Source organism: Actinosynnema mirum DSM 43827, from assembly GCF_000023245.1.
Taxonomy (GTDB): Bacteria; Actinomycetota; Actinomycetes; order Mycobacteriales; family Pseudonocardiaceae; genus Actinosynnema; species Actinosynnema mirum.
Genome location: NC_013093.1, coordinates 5,623,787 through 5,642,914, shown reverse-complemented (window position 1 = coordinate 5,642,914; position 19,128 = coordinate 5,623,787). Strand labels below are relative to the sequence as shown.

At 72.7% G+C, this 19,128-nt stretch carries 17 protein-coding genes; 14 read left to right on the top strand and 3 right to left on the bottom strand.

All coding sequences use genetic code 11. The features are described from left to right. Positions 1-51 precede the first annotated feature (51 nt). From AMIR_RS23520 to deoC, 3 genes are all read right to left on the bottom strand, one after another. Entirely contained in the window at positions 52-1,353 is a 1,302-nt protein-coding gene (locus AMIR_RS23520; protein ID WP_015803447.1) for a thymidine phosphorylase, read from the bottom strand. Positions 1,354-1,381: 28 nt separating this feature from the next. Beyond that, positions 1,382-2,410 (bottom strand): LacI family DNA-binding transcriptional regulator, encoded by a 1,029-nt coding sequence (locus AMIR_RS23515; protein WP_015803446.1) that lies wholly within the window; start codon positions 2,408-2,410, stop codon positions 1,382-1,384. A 145-nt stretch (positions 2,411-2,555) separates the two neighbouring features. Beyond that, positions 2,556-3,221 (bottom strand): deoxyribose-phosphate aldolase, encoded by a 666-nt coding sequence (gene deoC / locus AMIR_RS23510; RefSeq protein ID WP_015803445.1) that lies wholly within the window; start codon positions 3,219-3,221, stop codon positions 2,556-2,558. A gap of 775 nt (positions 3,222-3,996) precedes the next feature. On the opposite strand from deoC, the gene AMIR_RS23505 reads away from it, so the two are divergent. The 14 genes from AMIR_RS23505 (at position 3,997) to AMIR_RS23440 (ending at position 19,121) form a co-directional block, all read left to right on the top strand. Beyond that, on the top strand, positions 3,997-4,500 hold the full coding sequence (locus AMIR_RS23505; RefSeq protein WP_015803444.1) for a DUF6232 family protein: 504 nt from the start codon (positions 3,997-3,999) through the stop codon (positions 4,498-4,500). A 389-nt stretch (positions 4,501-4,889) separates the two neighbouring features. Beyond that, the gene (locus AMIR_RS23500; RefSeq protein ID WP_041836973.1) at positions 4,890-6,083 is read left to right on the top strand and encodes an NAD(P)/FAD-dependent oxidoreductase; all 1,194 of its coding nucleotides are present in this window, start codon (positions 4,890-4,892) and stop codon (positions 6,081-6,083) included. After that, positions 6,080-6,337, top strand: a complete 258-nt coding sequence (locus AMIR_RS23495) for a (2Fe-2S)-binding protein (RefSeq protein ID WP_015803442.1) — start codon at positions 6,080-6,082, stop codon at positions 6,335-6,337. The genes AMIR_RS23500 and AMIR_RS23495 overlap by 4 nt, the downstream gene beginning before the upstream one ends. Further along, complete coding sequence (locus AMIR_RS23490) at positions 6,330-7,733, top strand: NAD(P)/FAD-dependent oxidoreductase (protein WP_015803441.1); 1,404 nt, start codon at positions 6,330-6,332, stop codon at positions 7,731-7,733. Before AMIR_RS23495 ends, AMIR_RS23490 begins: the two co-directional genes overlap by 8 nt. Next, positions 7,730-8,662, top strand: coding sequence for a dihydrodipicolinate synthase family protein (locus AMIR_RS23485; protein ID WP_015803440.1), 933 nt, complete (start codon positions 7,730-7,732; stop codon positions 8,660-8,662). The genes AMIR_RS23490 and AMIR_RS23485 overlap by 4 nt, the downstream gene beginning before the upstream one ends. A 1-nt stretch (position 8,663) precedes the next feature. After that, the gene (locus AMIR_RS23480) at positions 8,664-9,665 is read left to right on the top strand and encodes a proline racemase family protein (protein WP_015803439.1); all 1,002 of its coding nucleotides are present in this window, start codon (positions 8,664-8,666) and stop codon (positions 9,663-9,665) included. A 10-nt stretch (positions 9,666-9,675) separates the two neighbouring features. Beyond that, positions 9,676-11,049 (top strand): aldehyde dehydrogenase (NADP(+)), encoded by a 1,374-nt coding sequence (locus AMIR_RS23475; RefSeq protein ID WP_015803438.1) that lies wholly within the window; start codon positions 9,676-9,678, stop codon positions 11,047-11,049. Positions 11,050-11,166: 117 nt separating this feature from the next. Next, entirely contained in the window at positions 11,167-11,838 is a 672-nt protein-coding gene (locus tag AMIR_RS23470; RefSeq protein WP_015803437.1) for a GntR family transcriptional regulator, read from the top strand. Between the two features lie 527 nt (positions 11,839-12,365). After that, positions 12,366-14,060 (top strand): ABC transporter substrate-binding protein, encoded by a 1,695-nt coding sequence (locus AMIR_RS23465; protein ID WP_015803436.1) that lies wholly within the window; start codon positions 12,366-12,368, stop codon positions 14,058-14,060. A 4-nt stretch (positions 14,061-14,064) separates the two neighbouring features. After that, positions 14,065-15,021: an ABC transporter permease gene (locus AMIR_RS23460; RefSeq protein ID WP_015803435.1), complete on the top strand. Its 957-nt coding sequence runs from the start codon at positions 14,065-14,067 to the stop codon at positions 15,019-15,021. After that, positions 15,018-16,016, top strand: a complete 999-nt coding sequence (locus tag AMIR_RS23455) for an ABC transporter permease (protein ID WP_015803434.1) — start codon at positions 15,018-15,020, stop codon at positions 16,014-16,016. The genes AMIR_RS23460 and AMIR_RS23455 overlap by 4 nt, the downstream gene beginning before the upstream one ends. Further along, on the top strand, positions 16,013-16,828 hold the full coding sequence (locus tag AMIR_RS23450; RefSeq protein ID WP_015803433.1) for an ABC transporter ATP-binding protein: 816 nt from the start codon (positions 16,013-16,015) through the stop codon (positions 16,826-16,828). The genes AMIR_RS23455 and AMIR_RS23450 overlap by 4 nt, the downstream gene beginning before the upstream one ends. After that, on the top strand, positions 16,825-17,805 hold the full coding sequence (locus AMIR_RS23445) for an ATP-binding cassette domain-containing protein (protein WP_015803432.1): 981 nt from the start codon (positions 16,825-16,827) through the stop codon (positions 17,803-17,805). The genes AMIR_RS23450 and AMIR_RS23445 overlap by 4 nt, the downstream gene beginning before the upstream one ends. Further along, positions 17,802-19,121: an alpha/beta fold hydrolase gene (locus tag AMIR_RS23440; protein ID WP_015803431.1), complete on the top strand. Its 1,320-nt coding sequence runs from the start codon at positions 17,802-17,804 to the stop codon at positions 19,119-19,121. The genes AMIR_RS23445 and AMIR_RS23440 overlap by 4 nt, the downstream gene beginning before the upstream one ends. Positions 19,122-19,128: the final 7 nt, after the last annotated feature.

The following is a 19,128-nucleotide window of genomic DNA, read 5'->3' as shown; positions in this document are numbered from 1 at the left end:
GCCCCTGCGGGCAGCGGGACGCCCCTCCGCGTGGAGGAGCGCCCCGCGGCGTCAGCGGCCGACCCGCTCGGCGATCAGCGGACCGCCGCCCTGCACCTCGTCGCCCGCGTCGCCGATCCGCCACGCGCCCGCCAGGGACTCCAGCGCGCGCGGGATGCGCGCCGCCTCGTCCGCGCTCAGCGTGAACAGCGGCTGCCCCGCCCTGACCGCCTCGCCCGGCTTCACGTGCAGCTCGACGCCCGCCGCGTGCTGCACCGGGTCCTCCTTGCGCGCCCGGCCCGCGCCCAACCGCCAGGCCGCGATGCCGAACGGGAGTGCTCGCTGCTCAACGAGGACGCCGTCGCGGTCGGCCCGCACCACCTCGTGCTCGCGCGCGGTCGGCAGGGCCGCGTCCGGGTCGCCGCCCTGCGCGCGCACCATCCGCCGCCACGTCGCCAGCGCGCGGCCGTCGTCCAGCGCGGCGGCCACGTCCTCGTCCGGCCTGCCCGCCAGCGCCAGCATCTCCCGCGCCAGCGCCAGGGTCAGCTCCCGCACGTCCGCCGGGCCGCCGCCCTCCAGCACCGCCACCGACTCGGCGACCTCGTTCGCGTTGCCGATCGCCCGCCCCAGCGGCACGTTCATGTTGGTCAGCAGCGCGCTCGTCGCCACGCCCGCGTCCTCGCCCAGCTCCACCATGGTCCTGGCCAGCTCGCGCGCGTCCGCGAGGTCGGTCAGGAACGCGCCCGAGCCGAACTTCACGTCCAGCACCAGCGCGCCCGTGCCCTCGGCGATCTTCTTCGACATGATCGAGGACGCCATCAGCGGGATCGCGTCGACGGTCGCCGTGGTGTCCCGCAGCGCGTACAGCTTCTTGTCGGCGGGCGCCAGGCCGGACCCGGCCGCCGCCACCACGCCCCCGACGTCGCGCAGCTGCGCGACGATGTCCTCTGTGGACAGATCGGCGCGCCAACCGGGGATCGACTCCAGCTTGTCCAGCGTGCCGCCGGTGTGGCCGAGCCCGCGCCCGGACAGCTGCGGCACCGCCACGCCGAACGACGCGACCAGCGGCGTCAGCGGCAGCGTGATCTTGTCGCCGACCCCGCCGGTGGAGTGCTTGTCGGTGGTGGGCTTCCCCAGGTCCGCGAAGGACATCCGCTCGCCCGAGGCGACGATGGCCAGCGTCAGGTCGCGGGTCTCCTCGCGGCTCATGCCGTTGAGCCAGATCGCCATCAGCAGCGCGGACATCTGCTCGTCCGCGACCCGACCGCGCGCGTACGCGTCGACGATCCAGCCGATCTGCTCGGTGGACAGCCGCTGCCCGTTGCGCTTGGCGCGCAGCACGTCGACGGCGTCGAAGGGTTCGACCTTCGGCAAGGTGGTGCTCCTCTCGGCGGGACCGGGGTCAGTGCCCGCCCGTAGCGGCGGCGGCCACCGTGTCACGGGTGACCAGCGCCGTGACCAGCCGGGTTCCGGCGGTCCGCTGGTTGTCGATCACGCCGAGCGCGGTGGCCACGGCGGCCGTCGCGAGGTCCGCGGCGGGCAGTCGCACGGTGGTGAGCGCGGGGCCCAGCATCCGGGCGAGGTCCAGGTCGCCGACCCCGACGACCGAGAGGTCCTCCGGCACCCGCCAGCCCTTCGCGCGCGCGGCGCGGAACACGGCGGGGGCGAGCAGGTCGTCGTCGCACACCACGGCGGTGAACCGGCGCGCGCCGTCCAGCAGGCCGGTGGCGGCGGAGCAGGCGGCGTCGAAGTCGGTCGCGGACGTCTCGGCCACGGCGGTGACCCGCCCGCCCAGCGCGGAGAACGCGTCCGCGAACGCGGTGCGGCGGTCGAGGTAGGTGGGGTGCGCGTTGCGGGTGTTCAGGCAGGCGACCTGGGTGTGCCCGGCGGCGCGGAGCAGGCGGGCGGCCTCGGTCATGCCGGGGGTGAAGTCGAAGCCGACGGTGGGCAGCTCGTCGCCGTACAGCTCGCAGGCCACGACGGGCAGGCCTGTGGCGGCGAGCGCGGCGGCTTCCGCTCCCGTCGGGCCGTAAGCGATCGCGCCGCCGAGGTGGCCCGCGCGGATGAGGTCGGCGAGGCGGTCGGTCCAGGACGTCTCGCCGTCGTCGCGGGTGATCAGGATGACCGAGTGGTCGCGCTCGCGGGCCCTGCGCTCGGCGTGCTGGAACAGGGAGGCGAAGAAGGGCTGGCTGACGTCGCGCACGGCCAGGCCGATGATCGGCACGCGGCCGGTCTTCAGGCGGGCGGCGGCGGTGTTGGGCACGTACCCGAGCCGGGCCGCGGCCTCGCGGACGCGCTCGGCGGTGCGCTCGGACACGCGGGTGCCCGCCTTGCCGGAGAACACCAGCGACACCACGGACTGCGAGACGTCCGCCAGGCGCGCCACGTCGCTGCCGGTGACCGCGCGCCAGGGGCGCTTCGCTTCAGCCATGGGGCGCCTTCCTGGCGGGGTGGGGGAGAGGGGGCGTGGGGGTGCTGTGGCGCGGGACCGCAGGGGTACCGGTCCGCGGTCCCGCGCCACAGCGCGGCGCAGGCGGCGCGATCGGGGGTTCGAGCCGCCGCGCCTGGCGGTCCGGTCAGTAACCGGACGGGTTCGTGTCCGCGCCCTCGACGAGCGCGCGGGTGCCCGAGACGCCCAGGCGGGTGGCGCCCGCGGCGATCATCTCGCGCGCGGCCTCGGCGGTGCGGATGCCGCCGGAGGCCTTGACGCCCACGTTCGGGCCGACGGTCCTGGCCATCAGCGCGACGGCGTGCGCGGTGGCGCCGCCGGTGGGGTGGAAGCCGGTGGAGGTCTTGACGAAGTCGGCCTCCGCGCGCACGGCGGCCTCGCAGACGGCGACGATCTGCTCGTCGGTGAGCGCGGCGGACTCGATGATGACCTTCAGGACCGCGCCGGGCACGGCCTCGCGGACGGCGCGGACGTCGGCCTCCACGTCGGCGAAGCGGCCCTCGACCGCGGCGCCGACGTCGATGACCATGTCGATCTCGTCGGCGCCCTGCGCGACGGCGCGGGAGGCCTCCAGGGCCTTGATCGCGGAGGCGTGCTTGCCGGAGGGGAAGCCGCAGACGGCGGCGACCTTGATCGACGCGCCCTCGGGCAGGTCGAGGGGGAGCATGTTCGGCGAGACGCACACGGAGTACGCGCCCAGCTCGACGCCCTCCTGGACGAACCGGGCGACGTCGGCGCGGGTGGCCTCGGGCTTGAGGAGGGTGTGGTCGATGACGCTGGCCAGGTCCGGCACGGTGATCCCTTTCGCCGACGAGCGGGAGCGGGGCAGCCGGGTGACTGCCGCGGGTCATACGATAAACCTGGGGTAGGTCATACGAAAGACCTGGGGGCGCCCCGGGGTGACGCCCCTCGGGCGTGCGGTCACGCAGGGTTGCGAAAATTAAACTTTGAGTAGTCTCAATCCGATTTTCGGGTGTGGTTCGTGGGCTTTGTCGCTTCGATAGCCGAGCTATAAATACGCTCAGGTGATGAGCTGTCCGCACTTTGTGCATCTATTTCCTGTGAATAACCACCCTGGCAGGTGATTTTTGCCCCCGCGTCGCCGGTCGGGCTTCGTTTTTTGACCACCTCGTCCGCCGCTGCTGGCACTATCGGCGACGGGGCTGTCGGATGAAGGCCGCCAATGCGACGAGGAAGCGCATGTCGGTTTCCGTTGCGGGTGTGGGGCAAGTGTTGATGTCGAGTTCCGTGATCGCACCTCGTGTGCTGTTCGGACTGGGTGGTGACAGGTTGCTGCGCTGACCGGGCGTTCGAGGGCTCCGGTCGAACGCCGGTTGTCGCGACGCGGGTCAACGGGCTTTTTCAGGCTCTGTCCGGGGCGAGGTGATCCGGTGGGTGATGGGAGAGTGACCCGCTAGGAGTTCCTTCGGGAATTTCGCACCCTCCTGAAAGGGTGGACGAGAAGTCTCAGGCATCACCCGCATTGGGAACGTCAATCACCGTTCGTGCCGCACGGAGCGGGAGCGGTTGTCGTGCCAAAAAGATCCAGAGCGTGAAGAGGAGTGGTCGTGAGCAGTGGTGAGATCAGGATCGGTCGCGGGATCCTGAGGGTCGGCGGTCAGGTCTACCCGTTGAGGAACATCTCCAGCGTCAGCTCCTGCTGGGGCGACCCGCAGCCGTTGCGGGGGCTGGCCGTCAAGAAGGCGCTCTTGCGGTCCGTCGTGGCCGTGTTCCTGTCGTTGCTGGTGGGGGGCTACTCCGCCGCCGGTGGGGTGATCCTGTTCGTGGTGACCATGGCGCTCGTGCTCTGGCGCGCCTCCGTGGAGCACGAGGTCAGTCCGATCTACGGGCTGGTGCTCAACACCGCCGGTGTCGACAAGTGCGCCATCTGGAGCTTTCAGGAGAGCGAGATCGACAACCTGGTCGAGGTCATCGCCGAGGCGATCGGCGACCCCGACGCGGCTCAGGCGGTCATCAACCTCGACGACGTCGTGGACGGCGACGTCGTCCGGCAGTTCGGCGGCGACAGCATCGGCAAGCAGGACGGGGTCGGCGTCGGTGGCCTCAGATGACCGGGGGCGGCTGGGTGGAGATCGCCCACCTGACCCAGGTCGGCGGAGGCGAGAGGAAGCACCGCCACCGATCGCACCCCGGTGACAGGGGCGAGGGTCGTTAGAGGTCCGCGGACGTCGCGCTGCGCCCTCGACGCGGTCGAGTGGCGCAGCGCGGGGCTCGGCGGTACACCACTTGACGTGCGGCGGTCATGCGGCGGCGTCGGTGGGAGGTTCGTGTTGTGGGATCGTCGCGAGGTCCGGCGCGCACCATCCCGTCGCCCCGAACCGCGCGTGACCTGCGACATGAAACCGACCCGGTAAAATGTTACAGCCGCGCTAACCCGTCGGATCGCACCTGGCTGACTCGCACTCTTCCCAAACCAAGGGCCATGTGACATGGTACCGGCGTGTCCACTCCTCTTCGAGTAGTCGTGGTGGGCGCGGGCATCGTCGGCTCGGCGATCGCCCGCGCACTGGCCCGCGAGGGCTGCGCGGTGACCGTCGTCGACCGCGGGCCCAGCGCGGGCGGGACGTCCGCAGGCGGCGAGGGGAACCTGCTGGTCTCCGACAAGGAGCCCGGTCCCGAGCTGCGCCTCGCCCAGCGCTCCCTCTCCTCCTGGCTGCGCATCGAGGACGAGCTGCGCGACGAGCTGCCCGCCGCCTTCCCCGACCTCGAACTCGAGCGCAAGGGCGGCCTCGTCGTCGCCACCACCGACGCGGGCGCCGCGGCGCTGCGCGAGTTCGCCGCCGCCCAGCGCGCCGCGGGCGTCACCGCCGAGGCCGTCGACGACGACCGGGTCCGCGAGCTCGAACCCGACCTCACCCCGGACCGCGCCGCCGTCGTCCACTACCCCGACGACATGCAGGTCCAGCCCGTCGCGGCCACCGAGGCGCTGCTCGCCGCCGCCCGCCGCCACGGCGCCCAGGTCCGCCAGGGCGTCGAGGTCACCGGACCGGTGCTGGACGGCCCGAGGCTCGTCGGCGTCACCACGACCACCGGGCAGACCCTCACCGCCGACGCCGTCGTGCTCGCCGCCGGACCCTGGTCCGGCGCGGTCGCCGAGCGCCTCGGCGCGCACCTGCCCGTCGCGCCCCGCCGGGGCACCGTCCTGGTCACCTCCCGGATGCCGCAGCGCGTGTGGCACAAGGTCTACGACGCCGACTACGTGGGCGCGGTCGGCTCCGGCGCCGCCGACCTCCAGGTGTCCAGCGTGGTCGAGTCGACCGCCGCGGGCACCGTCCTCATCGGCTCCTCCCGCGAGCGCCGCGGCTTCGACGAGCGCATCGAGGCCCGCGTGCTCTCCGCGCTCGCCGCCAAGGCGCTGCTGCTGTTCCCGTTCCTGGCCGACGTCCAGGTCATGCGCGCCTACGGCGGCTTCCGCCCGTTCGTGCCCGACCACCTGCCCGTCATCGGCCCCGACCACCGCCTGCCCGGCCTGTGGCACGCCACCGGCCACGAGGGCGCGGGCATCGGGCTCAGCCTGGCCACCGCCGAGATCCTGCGCGACGACCTGCTGCACGGGAAGCGCGACGAGCTGGCCGCCGAGTTCCGCCTGGACCGACCGACCCTGCTGCCGCACCTGGAGGGGACCGCCCGATGAGCAAGATCCGCATCGAGGTCGACGGCCGGCCCGTCGAGGCGGTGGCGGGGCAGAGCATCGCCGCCGCCCTCCTCGCCGCAGGCCGCACCTCCTGGCGCCGCACCCGCGCGGGCCGCCCGCGCGGCGTGTTCTGCGGCATCGGCACCTGCTTCGACTGCGTCGTCACCGTCAACGACCTGCGCGACGTGCGCGCCTGCCAGCGCCGCGCCGCCGACGGCGACCGCGTCGAGACCCAGGAGGACGACCGTGCCTGACGTCCTCGTGATCGGCGGCGGCCCCGCCGGGATGGCCGCCGCGCGCGCCGCCCGCGAGAGCGGCGCGACCGTGACCCTGCTGGAGTCCGGCGACGACCTCGGCGGCCAGTACTGGCGGCACCTGCCCGCCCAGCGCAGCGACCCCGACGAGGGGAAGTGGCACCACGGCTGGCAGCGCTTCCTCGACCTGCGCGCCGCGCTCGTGGCCGACCCCGGCTGCGAGGTCGTCACCACCGCGCACGTCTGGTCCGTCGACCGCCGCGACGGCAGGCCACCGCTCGTGCACGCCCTCGTCGGCCCGCCCGACGGCGGCGACCGCACCCCCCGCACCTTCGACCCGGACGCCCTCGTCCTGGCCACCGGCGCGCAGGAGCGCACCCTCCCGTTCCCCGGCTGGGACCTGCCCGGCGTCTTCACGGCGGGCGCCGCGCAGGCGCTCGCCAAGGGCGAGCGGGTCGCGGTCGGCCGCCGCGTGCTGGTCGCGGGCGCCGGTCCCTTCCTGCTCACCGCCGTGGCCAGCCTGGTCCGCGTCGGCGCCCAGGTCGTCGGCGTCGTGGAGGCGGCGGACGCGAAGCGCCTGGCCAAGGGCTGGGCCACCAAGCCGTGGCGGCTGGCCAAGGCCAGCCACAAGGCCACCGAGCTGGTCGGCTACCTGCGCGTGCTCGCCGCCAACCGCGTCCCCTACCGCACCGGCTCGGCCGTCGTCGCCGCGCACGGGACCGACCGCGTCGAGGCCGTCACGGTCGCCCGCCTCACCCCGGACTGGTCGCCGGTCCCCGGCACCGAGCGCCGGATCGAGGTCGACGCGGTCTGCGTCAGCCACGCCTTCGTCCCCCGCACCGAACTCGCCATCTCCACGGGCTGCGCGCTCACCGAGGACGGCTCGGTCCAGGTGGACGACCGGCAGCGCACCACCGTCCCCGGCGTCCTCACGGCGGGCGAGCTGACCGGCATCGGCGGCGTCGACCTCGCCCTCGCCGAGGGCCGGATCGCCGGGGCCGTCGCCGCCGGGGCCGAGCCCGACGCCCGCGACGTCAAGCGCCGCGCGGTCTTCCGCGAGTTCGCCACCCGCCTCGCCGCCGCGCACGGCGTCCGCCCCGGCTGGCGCTCCTGGGTCGACGACGACACCGTCGTCTGCCGCTGCGAGGACGTCACCGCCGGAGCGCTGCGCAGCGCCGCCGAGCTGACCTGCTCCAAGGGCCTGCGCTCCCTCAAGCTCACCACCCGAGCGGGCCTCGGCCTGTGCCAGGGCCGCACCTGCGGCCGGGCCGTCGAGGACCTGCTCACCGGGGTCCTGGACCCCGGACGCACCGCCAACCGCCCCATCGCCGCACCGCTTCGCCTCGGCGAGCTCGCCGAGCACGGCCGCACCTGCAACCGAGAGGACGTCCCATGAGTTCCGCACCGGCTTCCCTGCGCGGGGTCATCGTCGCCACCGCCCTGCCGTTCAAGGAGAACCCCTCCGCGCCCGCCGGTCTGGAGGTCGACTACGACCGCTTCGCCGAGCACTGCGACTGGCTGATGTCCAACGGCTGCCACGGCGTCGGCCCCAACGGCTCCCTCGGCGAGTACTCGGCCCTCACCGACGCCGAGCGCCGCAAGGTCGTCCAGGTCGCCGTCGACACCGTCGGCGACCGGGGCGTGGTCGTCGCGGGCGTGCACGGTCCAGGGTGGCACCAGGCCAAGCACTGGGCCGAGCTGGCCGCCGAGGACGGCGCGCACGGCGTGCTCGCCCTGCCGCCCACCATGTACCGGGCCACCGCCGAGCAGGTCGTCGAGCACTACACCAAGATCGACGAGGTCGGCCTGCCGATCATGGTCTACAACAACCCGATCGACACCAAGGTCGACCTGGTGCCCGAGCTGGTCGCCGAGATCGCCAAGCTGCCGAACGTGAGCGCCATCAAGGAGTTCAGCGGCGACGTCCGCAGGCTCTTCGAGATCGCCGAGCTGTGCGACATCGACGTGGTCGCGGGCGCCGACGACGTGCTGTTCGAGCTGATGGCCGACGGCGCCGTCGGCTGGTTCGCGGGCTTCCCCAACGCCTTCCCGGCCGAGTCCGTCGCGATCTACGAGCACATGCTCGCCGGTCGCCTCACCGAGGCCAGGGAGCTGTACAAGCACCTCGTCGCCGTGTTCCGCTGGGACTCGCGCACCGAGTTCGTGCAGGCCATCAAGCTGGGCATGGAGGAGGTCGGCCGGTACGGCGGCCCGTGCCGCCCGCCGCGCGGCCCGCTGACCGCCGACCAGGTCGCCCGCGTGCGCGCCGACATGCGCCGCGCCGTCGCCGGGATCGAGGCGCTGCGCGCGGCCGAGGTGGCCTGACGTGCGCGCGTCGCGGATGTACACCGCGGTCGACTCGCACACCGAGGGGATGCCGACCCGCGTGGTCACCGGCGGCGTCGGGGTCATCCCCGGCGCCACCATGAACGAGCGCAGGCTGCACTTCATCGAGCACCTGGACCACGTGCGCAAGCTCCTGGTGAACGAGCCGCGCGGGCACTCGGCGATGAGCGGCGCGATCCTGCAGCCGCCCACCCGGCCGGACGCGGACTTCGGCGTGCTCTACATCGAGGTGTCCGGCTGCCTGCCCATGTGCGGCCACGGCACCATCGGGGTCGCCACGGTCCTGGTGGAGACCGGCATGGTGGAGGTGACCGAGCCGGTGACCACGATCCGGCTGGACACCCCGGCCGGGCTCGTGGTGGCCGAGGTGGCCGTCCGCGACGGGCACGCCGACAGCGTGACCCTGCGCAACGTCCCGTCCTACTGCGACCGGCTGGACGAGGTCGTGGACGTGCCGGGACTGGGACCGATCCGGTACAGCCTCGCCTTCGGCGGCAACTTCTACGCCATGGTCGACCTCGACCAGGTCGGGCTGCCGTTCGACCGGGCGCGGAAGGGCGAGATCCTGGCCGCCGGGCTCGCCATCATGGACGCCATCAACACCACCGCGCCGCCGCGCCACCCGGAGATCGAGGGGGTCGACCACTGCCACCACGTGGAGTTCATCGCCCCCGGCTCGGACGCGGCCCTGTCCCGGCACGCCATGGCCATCCACCCCGGCTGGTTCGACCGCTCCCCGTGCGGGACCGGCACGTCCGCCAGGATGGCCGAGCTGCACGCGCGCGGCGAATTGCCGCTGGGGCAGGACTTCGTGAACGAGTCCTTCATCGGCAGCCGGTTCACCGGCCGCCTGGTGGGGAAGACGACCGTGGGCGACAAGCCCGCCGTGGTGCCGACCATCACCGGGCGCGCCTGGGTCACCGGGATCGGGCAGTACCTGCTCGACCCGACCGACCCGTACCCCGCCGGTTTCGAGTTCTGAGGGGAAGCACTTGTCGGACAAGGCTTTGCACGACGTCGAGAGCGTGCTCGCCGCCGCCTCGGCGGCCAGGACCCCGCTGCGGAGGGCCTCGCTGGAGCAGCGCGCCGGGTGGCTGGAGGCCGCCGCCGACGCGCTCGACGGCGCGGCCGAGGAGCTGATCCCGCTCGCCCACGCCGAGACGCACCTCCCGCTGCCCCGGCTCACCGGGGAGCTGGGGCGCACCACGTTCCAGGCGCGGCTGTTCGCGCAGGGGCTGCGGTCGGGCGAGCTGGCGCCGGTGCACGTCGAGCCCGCCGACCCCGACTGGGGCATGGGGCCCAAGCCCGCGCTGCGGCGCGCGCTGGTGCCGATCGGGCCGGTGCTGGTGTTCGCGGCCAGCAACTTCCCGTTCGCGTTCAGCGTGTTCGGCGGCGACACCGCCTCCGCGCTGGCCGCCGGGTGCCCCGTGGTGGTCAAGGCGCACCCCGGCCACCCGGAGCTGTCCCGGCGCACCGCCGCCGTCGTCGCCGCCGCGCTGCCCGAGGGCGCGCTGGGGCTGATCGAGGGCGTCGAGGCCGGGGTGACCGCGCTGCGCGACGCGCGGATCAAGGCGGTCGGGTTCACCGGCTCCACCAGGGGCGGGCGGGCGCTGTTCGACATCGCCGCGTCCCGGCCGGAGCCCATCCCGTTCTACGGGGAGCTGGGCAGCGTCAACCCGGTCGTGGTCACGCCCGCCGCGTGGGCCGAGCGGGGCGGCGACATCGCCACCGGCTGGGTCGGCTCGCTCACCCTGGGCTCCGGGCAGTTCTGCACCAACCCCGGTGTGGTGCTGGTGCCCGACGCCGACGCGTTCCTCAAGTCGGTGGAGCTGCCCGAGCCGGGCCGGATGCTCACCTCCGGGCTGGAGCAGGGCTACGCCGACGCGGTCACCGCCGTCTCCGGTCGCCCCGAGGTCGCGGTCGCGGCCGAGGGACCGGCCAATGAGGAGGGCGTGCGGGCGAGCGTGCTGCGCGTGCGGGCGGACGTGGCGGCGGCCGACCCGGAGCTGCTGGAGACCGAGATGTTCGGCCCGGCGGGGCTGCTGGTCGAGTACGCCTCGACCGAGGAGCTGACGGCGGTGCTGCGCGCGCTGCCCGGCCAGCTCACCGGCACCGTGCAGGCCGCCACCGGCGACGACCCGCTCGCCGCCGAGGTGGTCGAGCTGCTCTCCGACGTCGTCGGCCGGGTGGTCTACAACGACTGGCCCACCGGGGTCACCGTGTCCGGGGCGCAGCACCACGGCGGCCCGTACCCGGCGAGCACCGCGCCGACGACCACGTCGGTGGGGCTGCACGCGATCTCGCGGTTCCAGCGGCCGGTGACCTACCAGGGCACGCCGGAGTCCGCTCTGCCGGGAGAGCTGTGAACCGCTCCCGGCGCGTCCCGACCGGTGGGACACTCGGTGCGGGATGTCGGTAAAGTCCAGCGCTGTGTGACATTTTAGTGCGGGGCGACCGCACGCCTCAGGACACGGGAGGCACGGGTGAGTAGTCCATCCACCATCAACCCGGTGGCCGTGGGCGCGAGCCTGCGCGGCACCGTCGAGGACGCGGTCGCCGCCGCCATCGTCTCGGGAGAGCTGGCGCCGGGCACCCTGGTCACCGCGCCGACCCTGGCCGCCCGCTTCGGGGTGTCCGCCACCCCGGTGCGGGAGGCCATGCTGAACCTGCAGAAGCGCGGGTTCGTCGACGTGGTGCGCAACAAGGGCTTCCGGATCACCCAGGTCAGCGAGCAGGACCTGTGGGAGATCGTGCGGCTGCGGCAGCAGCTGGAGGCCCCGCCGATGCGCGGGATCGCCAGGACGATGCAGCCCGCGATCGCGGCGGAGCTGCGGGTGAAGGCCCAGGCCATAGTGGACGCCGCCGAGGTGGCGGACCTGGCGGCCTACCTGGCCGCCGACCTGGACTTCCACCTGCGGCTCCTGGAGCTGCACGGCAACCGCAGGCTCATCGCGATCGTGCGGGACCTGCGCCAGCAGACCCGGATGGTGGGGCTGGCCAACATGATCGGCACCGCCGAGCTGGCCAGGTCCGCCGCCGAGCACCACCTGCTGGTGGACCTCCTGGAGGCGCACGACGGGCGGGGCGCGGAAGCGCTGCTCACGGACCACATCGGGCACGTGCTCGGGTGGTGGAGCGGTAATTCCGAGGACTAGCACTGCCTAGCACTGCCTAGCGCTGCCTGGCACTGACTGGCACGACCTGGCGCGACCTGACACGGCCGGGCGCCGCCCACCGCGGTCCAGTCCGAGCTGGCCAGTGCAACCGCGCTGACCGGCGCCGGCGAGCCCCGGTCCGCGCCCGCTCTGAATCGATCCGACGCGGCCCGACTCCGGGGGCGCGCACCCCGGCGCGTGCCGGGAGCAGCCTTGACCAGCCCGTCCGGCACAGCCGGGCGGGCTGGTCGCGCTGTCCGGGCCCGTTCATTTCAGCCAGGAAAAATATCGCGTCAAGCTCTTCAGATGCGAGGTGTGACATACTACTGTCCCCTCCAAGTGATCGCGGTCATTCATTCACCCGCTCTGCGTGGCCAGCCGTCGCTGACGCTCAACGGCCCGCCGCGCGCCACCGCTTCCCCGGTGCGCCTGACCGCAACGCCGCACTCAGTCGCCAGTCCGCAAGGCCGTCCGCCCCCGCAGCGGGGCACGGCCTAGGGGCTGCACCCGACGGAAGGTAGGACCCCGTGAGGAGAACCACCAGCACCCTGGCGATCGCCGGGTTCACGGCAGGAGCCATCGTCCTGTCCGCGTGCTCCGGGACGTCTGGCCAGTCCACCGGTTCCGGTGGCACGGACGGCGCCCCCGTCAAGGGCGGCACCGTCCAGGTCCTCCAGGCCACCGACTTCTCCTACCTGGACCCGTCGCGGGGCTGGGACGGCGGCGTCAACTCGTTCTACCGGCTGATCTACCGCCAGCTCATCACCAAGGCGCCCGCCGACGCCGCGAACCCGAACGAGATGGTCCCGGACCTCGCCGAGTCGCTGGGCACGCCGTCCGCCGACGGCCTGACCTGGACGTACAAGCTCAAGGACGGGATCAAGTTCGACACCGGCGCGCCGATCACCGCGCAGGACGTCAAGTTCGGCATCACCCGCAGCTGGGACCCGGAGATCGGCATCGGCGCCCCCTACCTCAAGCAGCTGGTGGACGCGCCCGCCGACTACCAGGGCCCCTACCGCTCCGGCGACCTGCCCACGATCGAGACGCCCGACGAGCGGACCATCGTGTTCCGCCTGAAGGCGCCGTTCCCCGAGTTCGACGCGGTCCTGTCGATGCCGACCGGCACCCCGTTCCCGGTCGGCACCGGCGGCGGCGACTCGTTCATCAAGGACGTCATCGCCTCCGGCCCGTACGACGTCAAGTCGTTCACCCCCGGCAGCAAGATCGAGCTGGTGCGCAACCCCAACTGGGACGCCGCCACCGACACCGCCCGCAAGGCCTACCCGGACGCCTGGAACTTCGTCATCGGCGTCGACCGCGCCACCATCGACGAGCGGCTCATCGCGGGTCAGGGCAGCGACGTGAACGCGGTCGCCGCGACCGTGCAGACCGCCACGATCGCCCGCATCCAGACCCCGCAGCTCAAGGAGCGCACCGTCAAGGAGCCCTCCACCTGCACCACCTACATGGGGCTGAACACCACCAAGGGCCCGCTGGCCGACGTCAAGGTGCGCCAGGCGATCAACTACGCGGTGGACAAGAGCGCGGTGCTCAACGCCACCGGCGGCAACCAGTTCGCCACCGTCTCCACCACGATCCTGCCGTCCTCGGTCACCGGCTACAGCCAGTACGACCTGTACCCGAGCAAGGACAACGCGGGCGACGTCGAGAAGGCCAAGCAGCTGCTCGCCGAGGCGGGCCACGCGAACGGCTTCCCGCTGGTCCTGGACGTGCGCTCCAACCCGGTCGCCCAGCGCCAGGCCGAGTCGATCCAGCAGTCCCTGCAGAAGATCGGCATCGAGGTCAAGCTCAACGTCATCGACGTGGCGACCTACTACGAGACCATCGCGACCCCGTCCGTCCAGAACGACGCGGCCATCACCGGCTGGTGCCCGGACTGGGCGTCCAGCGCCTCCACGTTCCTGCCGCCGCTGTTCGACGGCCGCAAGATCACCGACAAGGGCAACCAGAACCTCTCGCAGATCAACGACCCGGCGATCAACGCCGCGATCGACGCGAACATCGCCGAGACCGACCTGGACAAGGCCACCAAGGCGTGGGGCGAGCTGGACAAGCAGGTCATGGAGCTGGCCCCGATCGTCCCGCTGAACGTGGAGAACCGGATCTACCTGCCGGGCTCCAACGTCACCGGCTTCCACGCCCCCGGCGGCGACGTCGACTACGCCATCCTCGGCCTGAAGGACGCGGGGAAGGCCTGACCCGATGACCATCACGCCCCCCGCCCTCCAGGCGCCGGTGGCGGCCGAGCAGGACACCGTCGGAACGACCCCGGACCCGCGCTGGAGCGTCACCCGCACGCTCCTGCGCCAGCCCGCGACGGTGGCCTGCCTCGGCTACATCGCCCTGGTGCTGCTCATGGCGGTGTTCGCGCCGCTGATCGTCAAGGTCAGCGGTTGGGACCCGTACACGTTCGACCAGTCCGCCATCGACCCGGACCTCGGCGGCATCCCGCTCGGTGACTGGGGCGGCATCTCCGGCGAGCACTGGCTGGGCGTCGAGCCCGGCACCGGGCGCGACATCTTCGCCCGGATCGTCTACGGCGCGCGCACCTCCATGCTCATCGCGCTCGCCGCCACGGCCCTCACCACCGCGCTCGGCATCCTGTTCGGCCTGCTCGCCGGCTACTTCGGCGGTCGGGTGGACATGCTCGTCTCGCGGCTCATGGAGTTCCTGATGGCGTTCCCCGCCCTCATCTTCATGATCGCGGTGCTGTCCGCGCTGCCCGCCGACAACCGGCAGTACCTGCTGGTCGTGGTGATCGCCCTGTTCGGCTGGCCGTACCTGGCGCGGATCGTGCGGGCGCAGACCCTCTCGCTCAAGGAGCGCGAGTTCGTGGAGGCGGCCCGCGCGTCGGGCGCCTCGCGCGCCACCATCGTGTTCACCGAGATCCTGCCGAACCTGCGCTCCACCGTGCTGGTCATGACGACCATGGCGGTGCCCGGCTACATCGGCACCGAGGCGGGCCTGTCGTTCCTGGGCGTGGGCGTCGTGCCGCCCACCCCGTCCTGGGGGCAGATGATCTCCAGCTCGGTGACCTGGTACTCGGTCGTGCCCACGTACTTCCTGGTGCCGGGCACGTTCCTGGCGCTGCTGGTGCTGTCCTTCATGGTCCTGGGCGACCGGGTGCAGGCGGCCGTCGACCCCGGAGGCCACCGGTGACCCGCTACGTCGTGAACCGCGTCCTGGGCATGGTCGTGGTGCTGTTCCTGGTCTGCCTGTTCACCTACCTGGTGTTCTTCGCGCTCTCGCCGGACCCGGCCGTGCAGATCTGCGGCAAGAACTGCACGCCCGAGCGCATCGACCAGATCCGCGCCAACCTCGGCCTGGACGCGCCGTTCCTCACCCAGTTCGGGCTGTTCCTCGCGGGCCTGTTCGTCGGCCGCGACTACGGCAGCGGGCCGTCGCTGATCGAGTGCCACGCCCCGTGCCTGGGCTACTCGTTCCAGACCTCGCAGCTGGTCACCGACATGATCGTGCAGCGCCTGCCGGTCACCGCGGTGGTCGCGATCGGCGCCGCCGTGCTGTGGCTGTCCATGGGCGTGATCGGCGGTCTGGTCAGCGCGGTGCGCGAGGGGAGGTTCGCGGACAAGTTCATCACCGGCCTCACCCTCGGCGGCATGTCGATCCCGAACTACGTGCTCGCGCTCGCGCTCCAGTACGTGTTCGTGATCTGGTTGCAGTGGCTGCCGTTCCCGCAGGCCGTGCCGTTCCTGGACGACCCCGTCCAGTGGTTCCTGAACTTCGTCCTGCCGTGGACGGTCCTCGCGATCGGCTACGCGTCCTCGTACACCCGGCTCACCCGCGCGAACGTGCTCGACACGCTCGGCGAGAACTACGTGCGCACGGCCCGCGCCAAGGGCCTGCAACCGTCGCTGGTGTGGCGGCGGCACGCGCTGCGCCCGGCGCTCACGCCCATCGTGACCATCGCGGGCATGGACTTCGCAGGCCTGCTCGGCGGCGCCCTGATCACCGAGACCGTGTTCGGGATCAACGGCGTCGGCAAGCTCGCCGCCGACTCCATCACCAAGAACGACCAGCCGGTGATCATGGCCGTCACGCTGCTCGCCGCGTTCTTCGTGGTCGTCGGCAACATGGTGGTCGACCTGCTGTACTCGGTGATCGACCCTCGGGTCAGGGCGGGGGCGACCGCGTGAGCGAGCTGCTGGACGTGCGCGGGCTGACCGTGTCCTTCAAGGGCGTTCCGGTGGTCGACGCGATCGACTTCTCGGTGCCCGCCGGGGGCTCGCTCGGCATCGTCGGCGAGTCCGGGTCGGGCAAGTCCATGACCAGCCTGGCGATCATGGGCCTGCTGCCGAAGGGGGCGGGCCGCGCCGGTTCGATCACCTTCGGCGGGCAGGACCTCGCCGAGCTGTCCGACCGGCGGATGCGGGCGGTGCGCGGGGACCGGATCGCCATGGTGTTCCAGGACCCGCTGTCCTCCCTCAACCCCTACTACACGGTCGGCGCGCAGATCGCCGAGGCGTACCGGGCGCACCGGCCGGGCGTGTCCCGGCGGGCCGCCCGCGCCGCCGCGGTCGAGGCCATGGAGCGGGTGCACATCCGCGAGGCCGGTCGGCGCGTGGACGACTACCCGCACCAGTTCTCCGGCGGGATGCGCCAGCGCGTCATGATCGCCATGGCGCTCAGCGCCGAACCGGAGCTGATCATCGCGGACGAGCCGACCACCGCGCTCGACGTCACCGTGCAGGCCCAGATCCTGGACCTGCTCACCGAGGTGCGCCGGGACACCGGGGCCGCGCTCGTCCTCATCACGCACGACCTCGCCGTGGTCAGCGAGGTCGCCGACGAGCTCGTCGTGATGCGCAAGGGCAAGGTGGTGGAGGCGGGGACGACCGAGCGGGTCTTCTCCGACCCCCGGCACCCGTACACGCGGGCGCTGCTCGACGCCGTCCCGCGCATCGACGACAGCATCGGCGCGCTGCGCACCACGGGAGGAGGGGAATGAGCACCGAACCGCTGCTCAGCGCCCGCGGCCTGGTCAAGGAGTTCCCGGTCGCGGGCACCGCCGGACTGCTGCGCCCGGCGCGCAGGTTCCGCGCGGTGGACGACGTCTCGTTCGACCTGCACGCGGGCCAGACCCTCGCGCTGGTCGGCGAGTCCGGCTCCGGCAAGTCCACCACCGCGCGGCTCGCGTCCCGGCTGATCGACGTCACCTCCGGCGCCGTGCGGCTCGACGGGCGCGACATCACCTCGGTCACCGGGGCGGAGCTGCTGGAGGTGCGGCGGCAGGTCCAGGTGGTGTTCCAGGACCCGTTCTCCTCGCTCAACCCCCGGCACACCGTCGAGCGGATCGTGACCGCGCCGCTGCGGTACCAGAAGCGGCCGGTCCCCGGTGGGACCAGGGCGTTCGCGCAGGGGCTGCTGGAGCGGGTCGGGCTCGACCCGGACCACGTCAGCCGGTTCCCGGCGCAGTTCTCCGGCGGGCAGGCGCAGCGCATCGGCATCGCCCGCGCGCTCGCCGTGGGACCGCGCGTGCTGGTGTGCGACGAGGCCGTGTCGGCGCTGGACGTCTCGGTGCAGGCGCAGATCATCAACCTGCTGCGGGACCTGCAGCGCGAGGAGGGCTTCGGCTGCCTGTTCATCGCGCACGACCTGGCGGTGGTGCGGCAGATCGCGACCACCGTCGCGGTCATGACGGCCGGTCGGGTGGTGGAGGCGGGGGAGCGGGACGCGGTGTTCGACGACCCGCAGCACGAGTACACCCGCACGCTGCTGGCCGCCGTGCCGCGCATCCGGCCCGAGTGGGAGCAGGCGCGGCTGCGCAACGCGGCCAAGCACGAGGCGGCCCACCACGAGGCCGCCGAGCACGAGGCTGCCGAGCACGACGCCGGGGTTGGTGTCGACCGAACGGACGCGGACAATGGGCCGTCCGCCGGGAACGGCCCGGCCGACGAGGACAACCCGACCGAGGTCACCGCATGAGCCCTGCCGACCCGCCCCCCTCCCAGTCGAACGCCGTCGAGTACCCCGTGCCCGGCGCGTGGGTGCGCGAGTTCACCGTCGACGCCCCGCTGGACTGGCACGCCCCGGACGAGCGGACCGTGGAGCTGTTCGTCCGCGAGTTCACCGACCCGGACCGCAGGCGCGAGGACCTGCCGCTGCTGACCTACCTGCAGGGCGGTCCCGGCGGCGCGAACCCGCGCCCCGAGCGGGTCGACGGCTGGCTCGCCGAGGCGCTGCGCACCTACCGCGTGGTCCTGGTCGACCAGCGCGGCACCGGCCGCAGCACCCCGGTCGACGGCGCCGTGATCTCCGGCTTCCCGGACGGCCGCGCCGCCGCCGAGCACCTGCTCCACTTCCGCGCCGACTCCATCGTGCGCGACCTGGAGCACGTACGGAACCGGTGCTACGGCGGGAGGAGGTGGGCCACGCTCGGCCAGAGCTTCGGCGGCTGGATCACCCTGGCCTACCTCTCGCACGCCCCGCAGGCGCTCGCCGCGTGCTACGTGTGCGGCGGCATCCCCGGCACGCCACCGGACCCGGACGAGGTGTACCGGCGCACGTTCACCCGCGCCGAGGCCAAGACCGCCGACTTCTACCGCCGCTACCCGCAGGACGTCGCCGCGGTCGCCGCGATCGCCGACCGGCTGGCCGGGGGCAGCGTCGAGCTGCCGGACGGCTCGCCGCTGTCCGTGCGCCGCTTCCAGACCCTGGGCGGCGACCTCGGCTTCAACACCGGGCACCAGCGCCTGCACTGGCTGGTGTCCGAGGGGCTGCACCGCGACGGCCGGTTCACCGGCAAGTTCCTGGAAGCGGTGCTGACCAAGACCTCCTACGCGGGCAACCCGCTGTTCTGGGTCCTGCAGGAGAGCATCTACGGCGACGGCGACAACGGCCCGTTCCGCTGGTCCGCGCAGCGCGAGCGCGACCTGCGCCCGCAGTTCGCCGAGGACCGCAGGCCGCTGCTGCTCACCTCCGAGATGGCCTTCCCCTGGATGTTCCAGGAGATCCGCGCGCTGCGGCCGTTCGCCGCGGCCATGGAGGAGCTGGCGAACGTGCAGGTCTGGACCGACCTGTACGACCCGGACCGCTTGGCGGCCAACGAGGTCCCGCTCGCGGCGGTCGTCTACCACGACGACCTGTTCGTGGACGAGGGGCTCCAGCGCGACACCCTGTCCCGGCTCGGCAACGCGCGGGCGTGGGTGACCAACGAGCACGAGCACGACGGCATCTCGGACGGCAAGGTGCTGCGCAGGTTGCGGGAGATCGTCCGCGACCTCGGGGGAGAACAGCGATGAGGGAGAA

Coding starts and splice junctions, on each gene's coding strand:
- AMIR_RS23515 (WP_015803446.1), bottom strand. CDS start 2,410: ATGGCTGAAGCGAAGCGCCCCTGGCGCGCGGTCACCGGCAGCGACGTG.
- AMIR_RS23495 (WP_015803442.1), top strand. CDS start 6,080: ATGAGCAAGATCCGCATCGAGGTCGACGGCCGGCCCGTCGAGGCGGTG.
- AMIR_RS23485 (WP_015803440.1), top strand. CDS start 7,730: ATGAGTTCCGCACCGGCTTCCCTGCGCGGGGTCATCGTCGCCACCGCC.
- AMIR_RS23460 (WP_015803435.1), top strand. CDS start 14,065: ATGACCATCACGCCCCCCGCCCTCCAGGCGCCGGTGGCGGCCGAGCAG.
- AMIR_RS23445 (WP_015803432.1), top strand. CDS start 16,825: ATGAGCACCGAACCGCTGCTCAGCGCCCGCGGCCTGGTCAAGGAGTTC.
- AMIR_RS23440 (WP_015803431.1), top strand. CDS start 17,802: ATGAGCCCTGCCGACCCGCCCCCCTCCCAGTCGAACGCCGTCGAGTAC.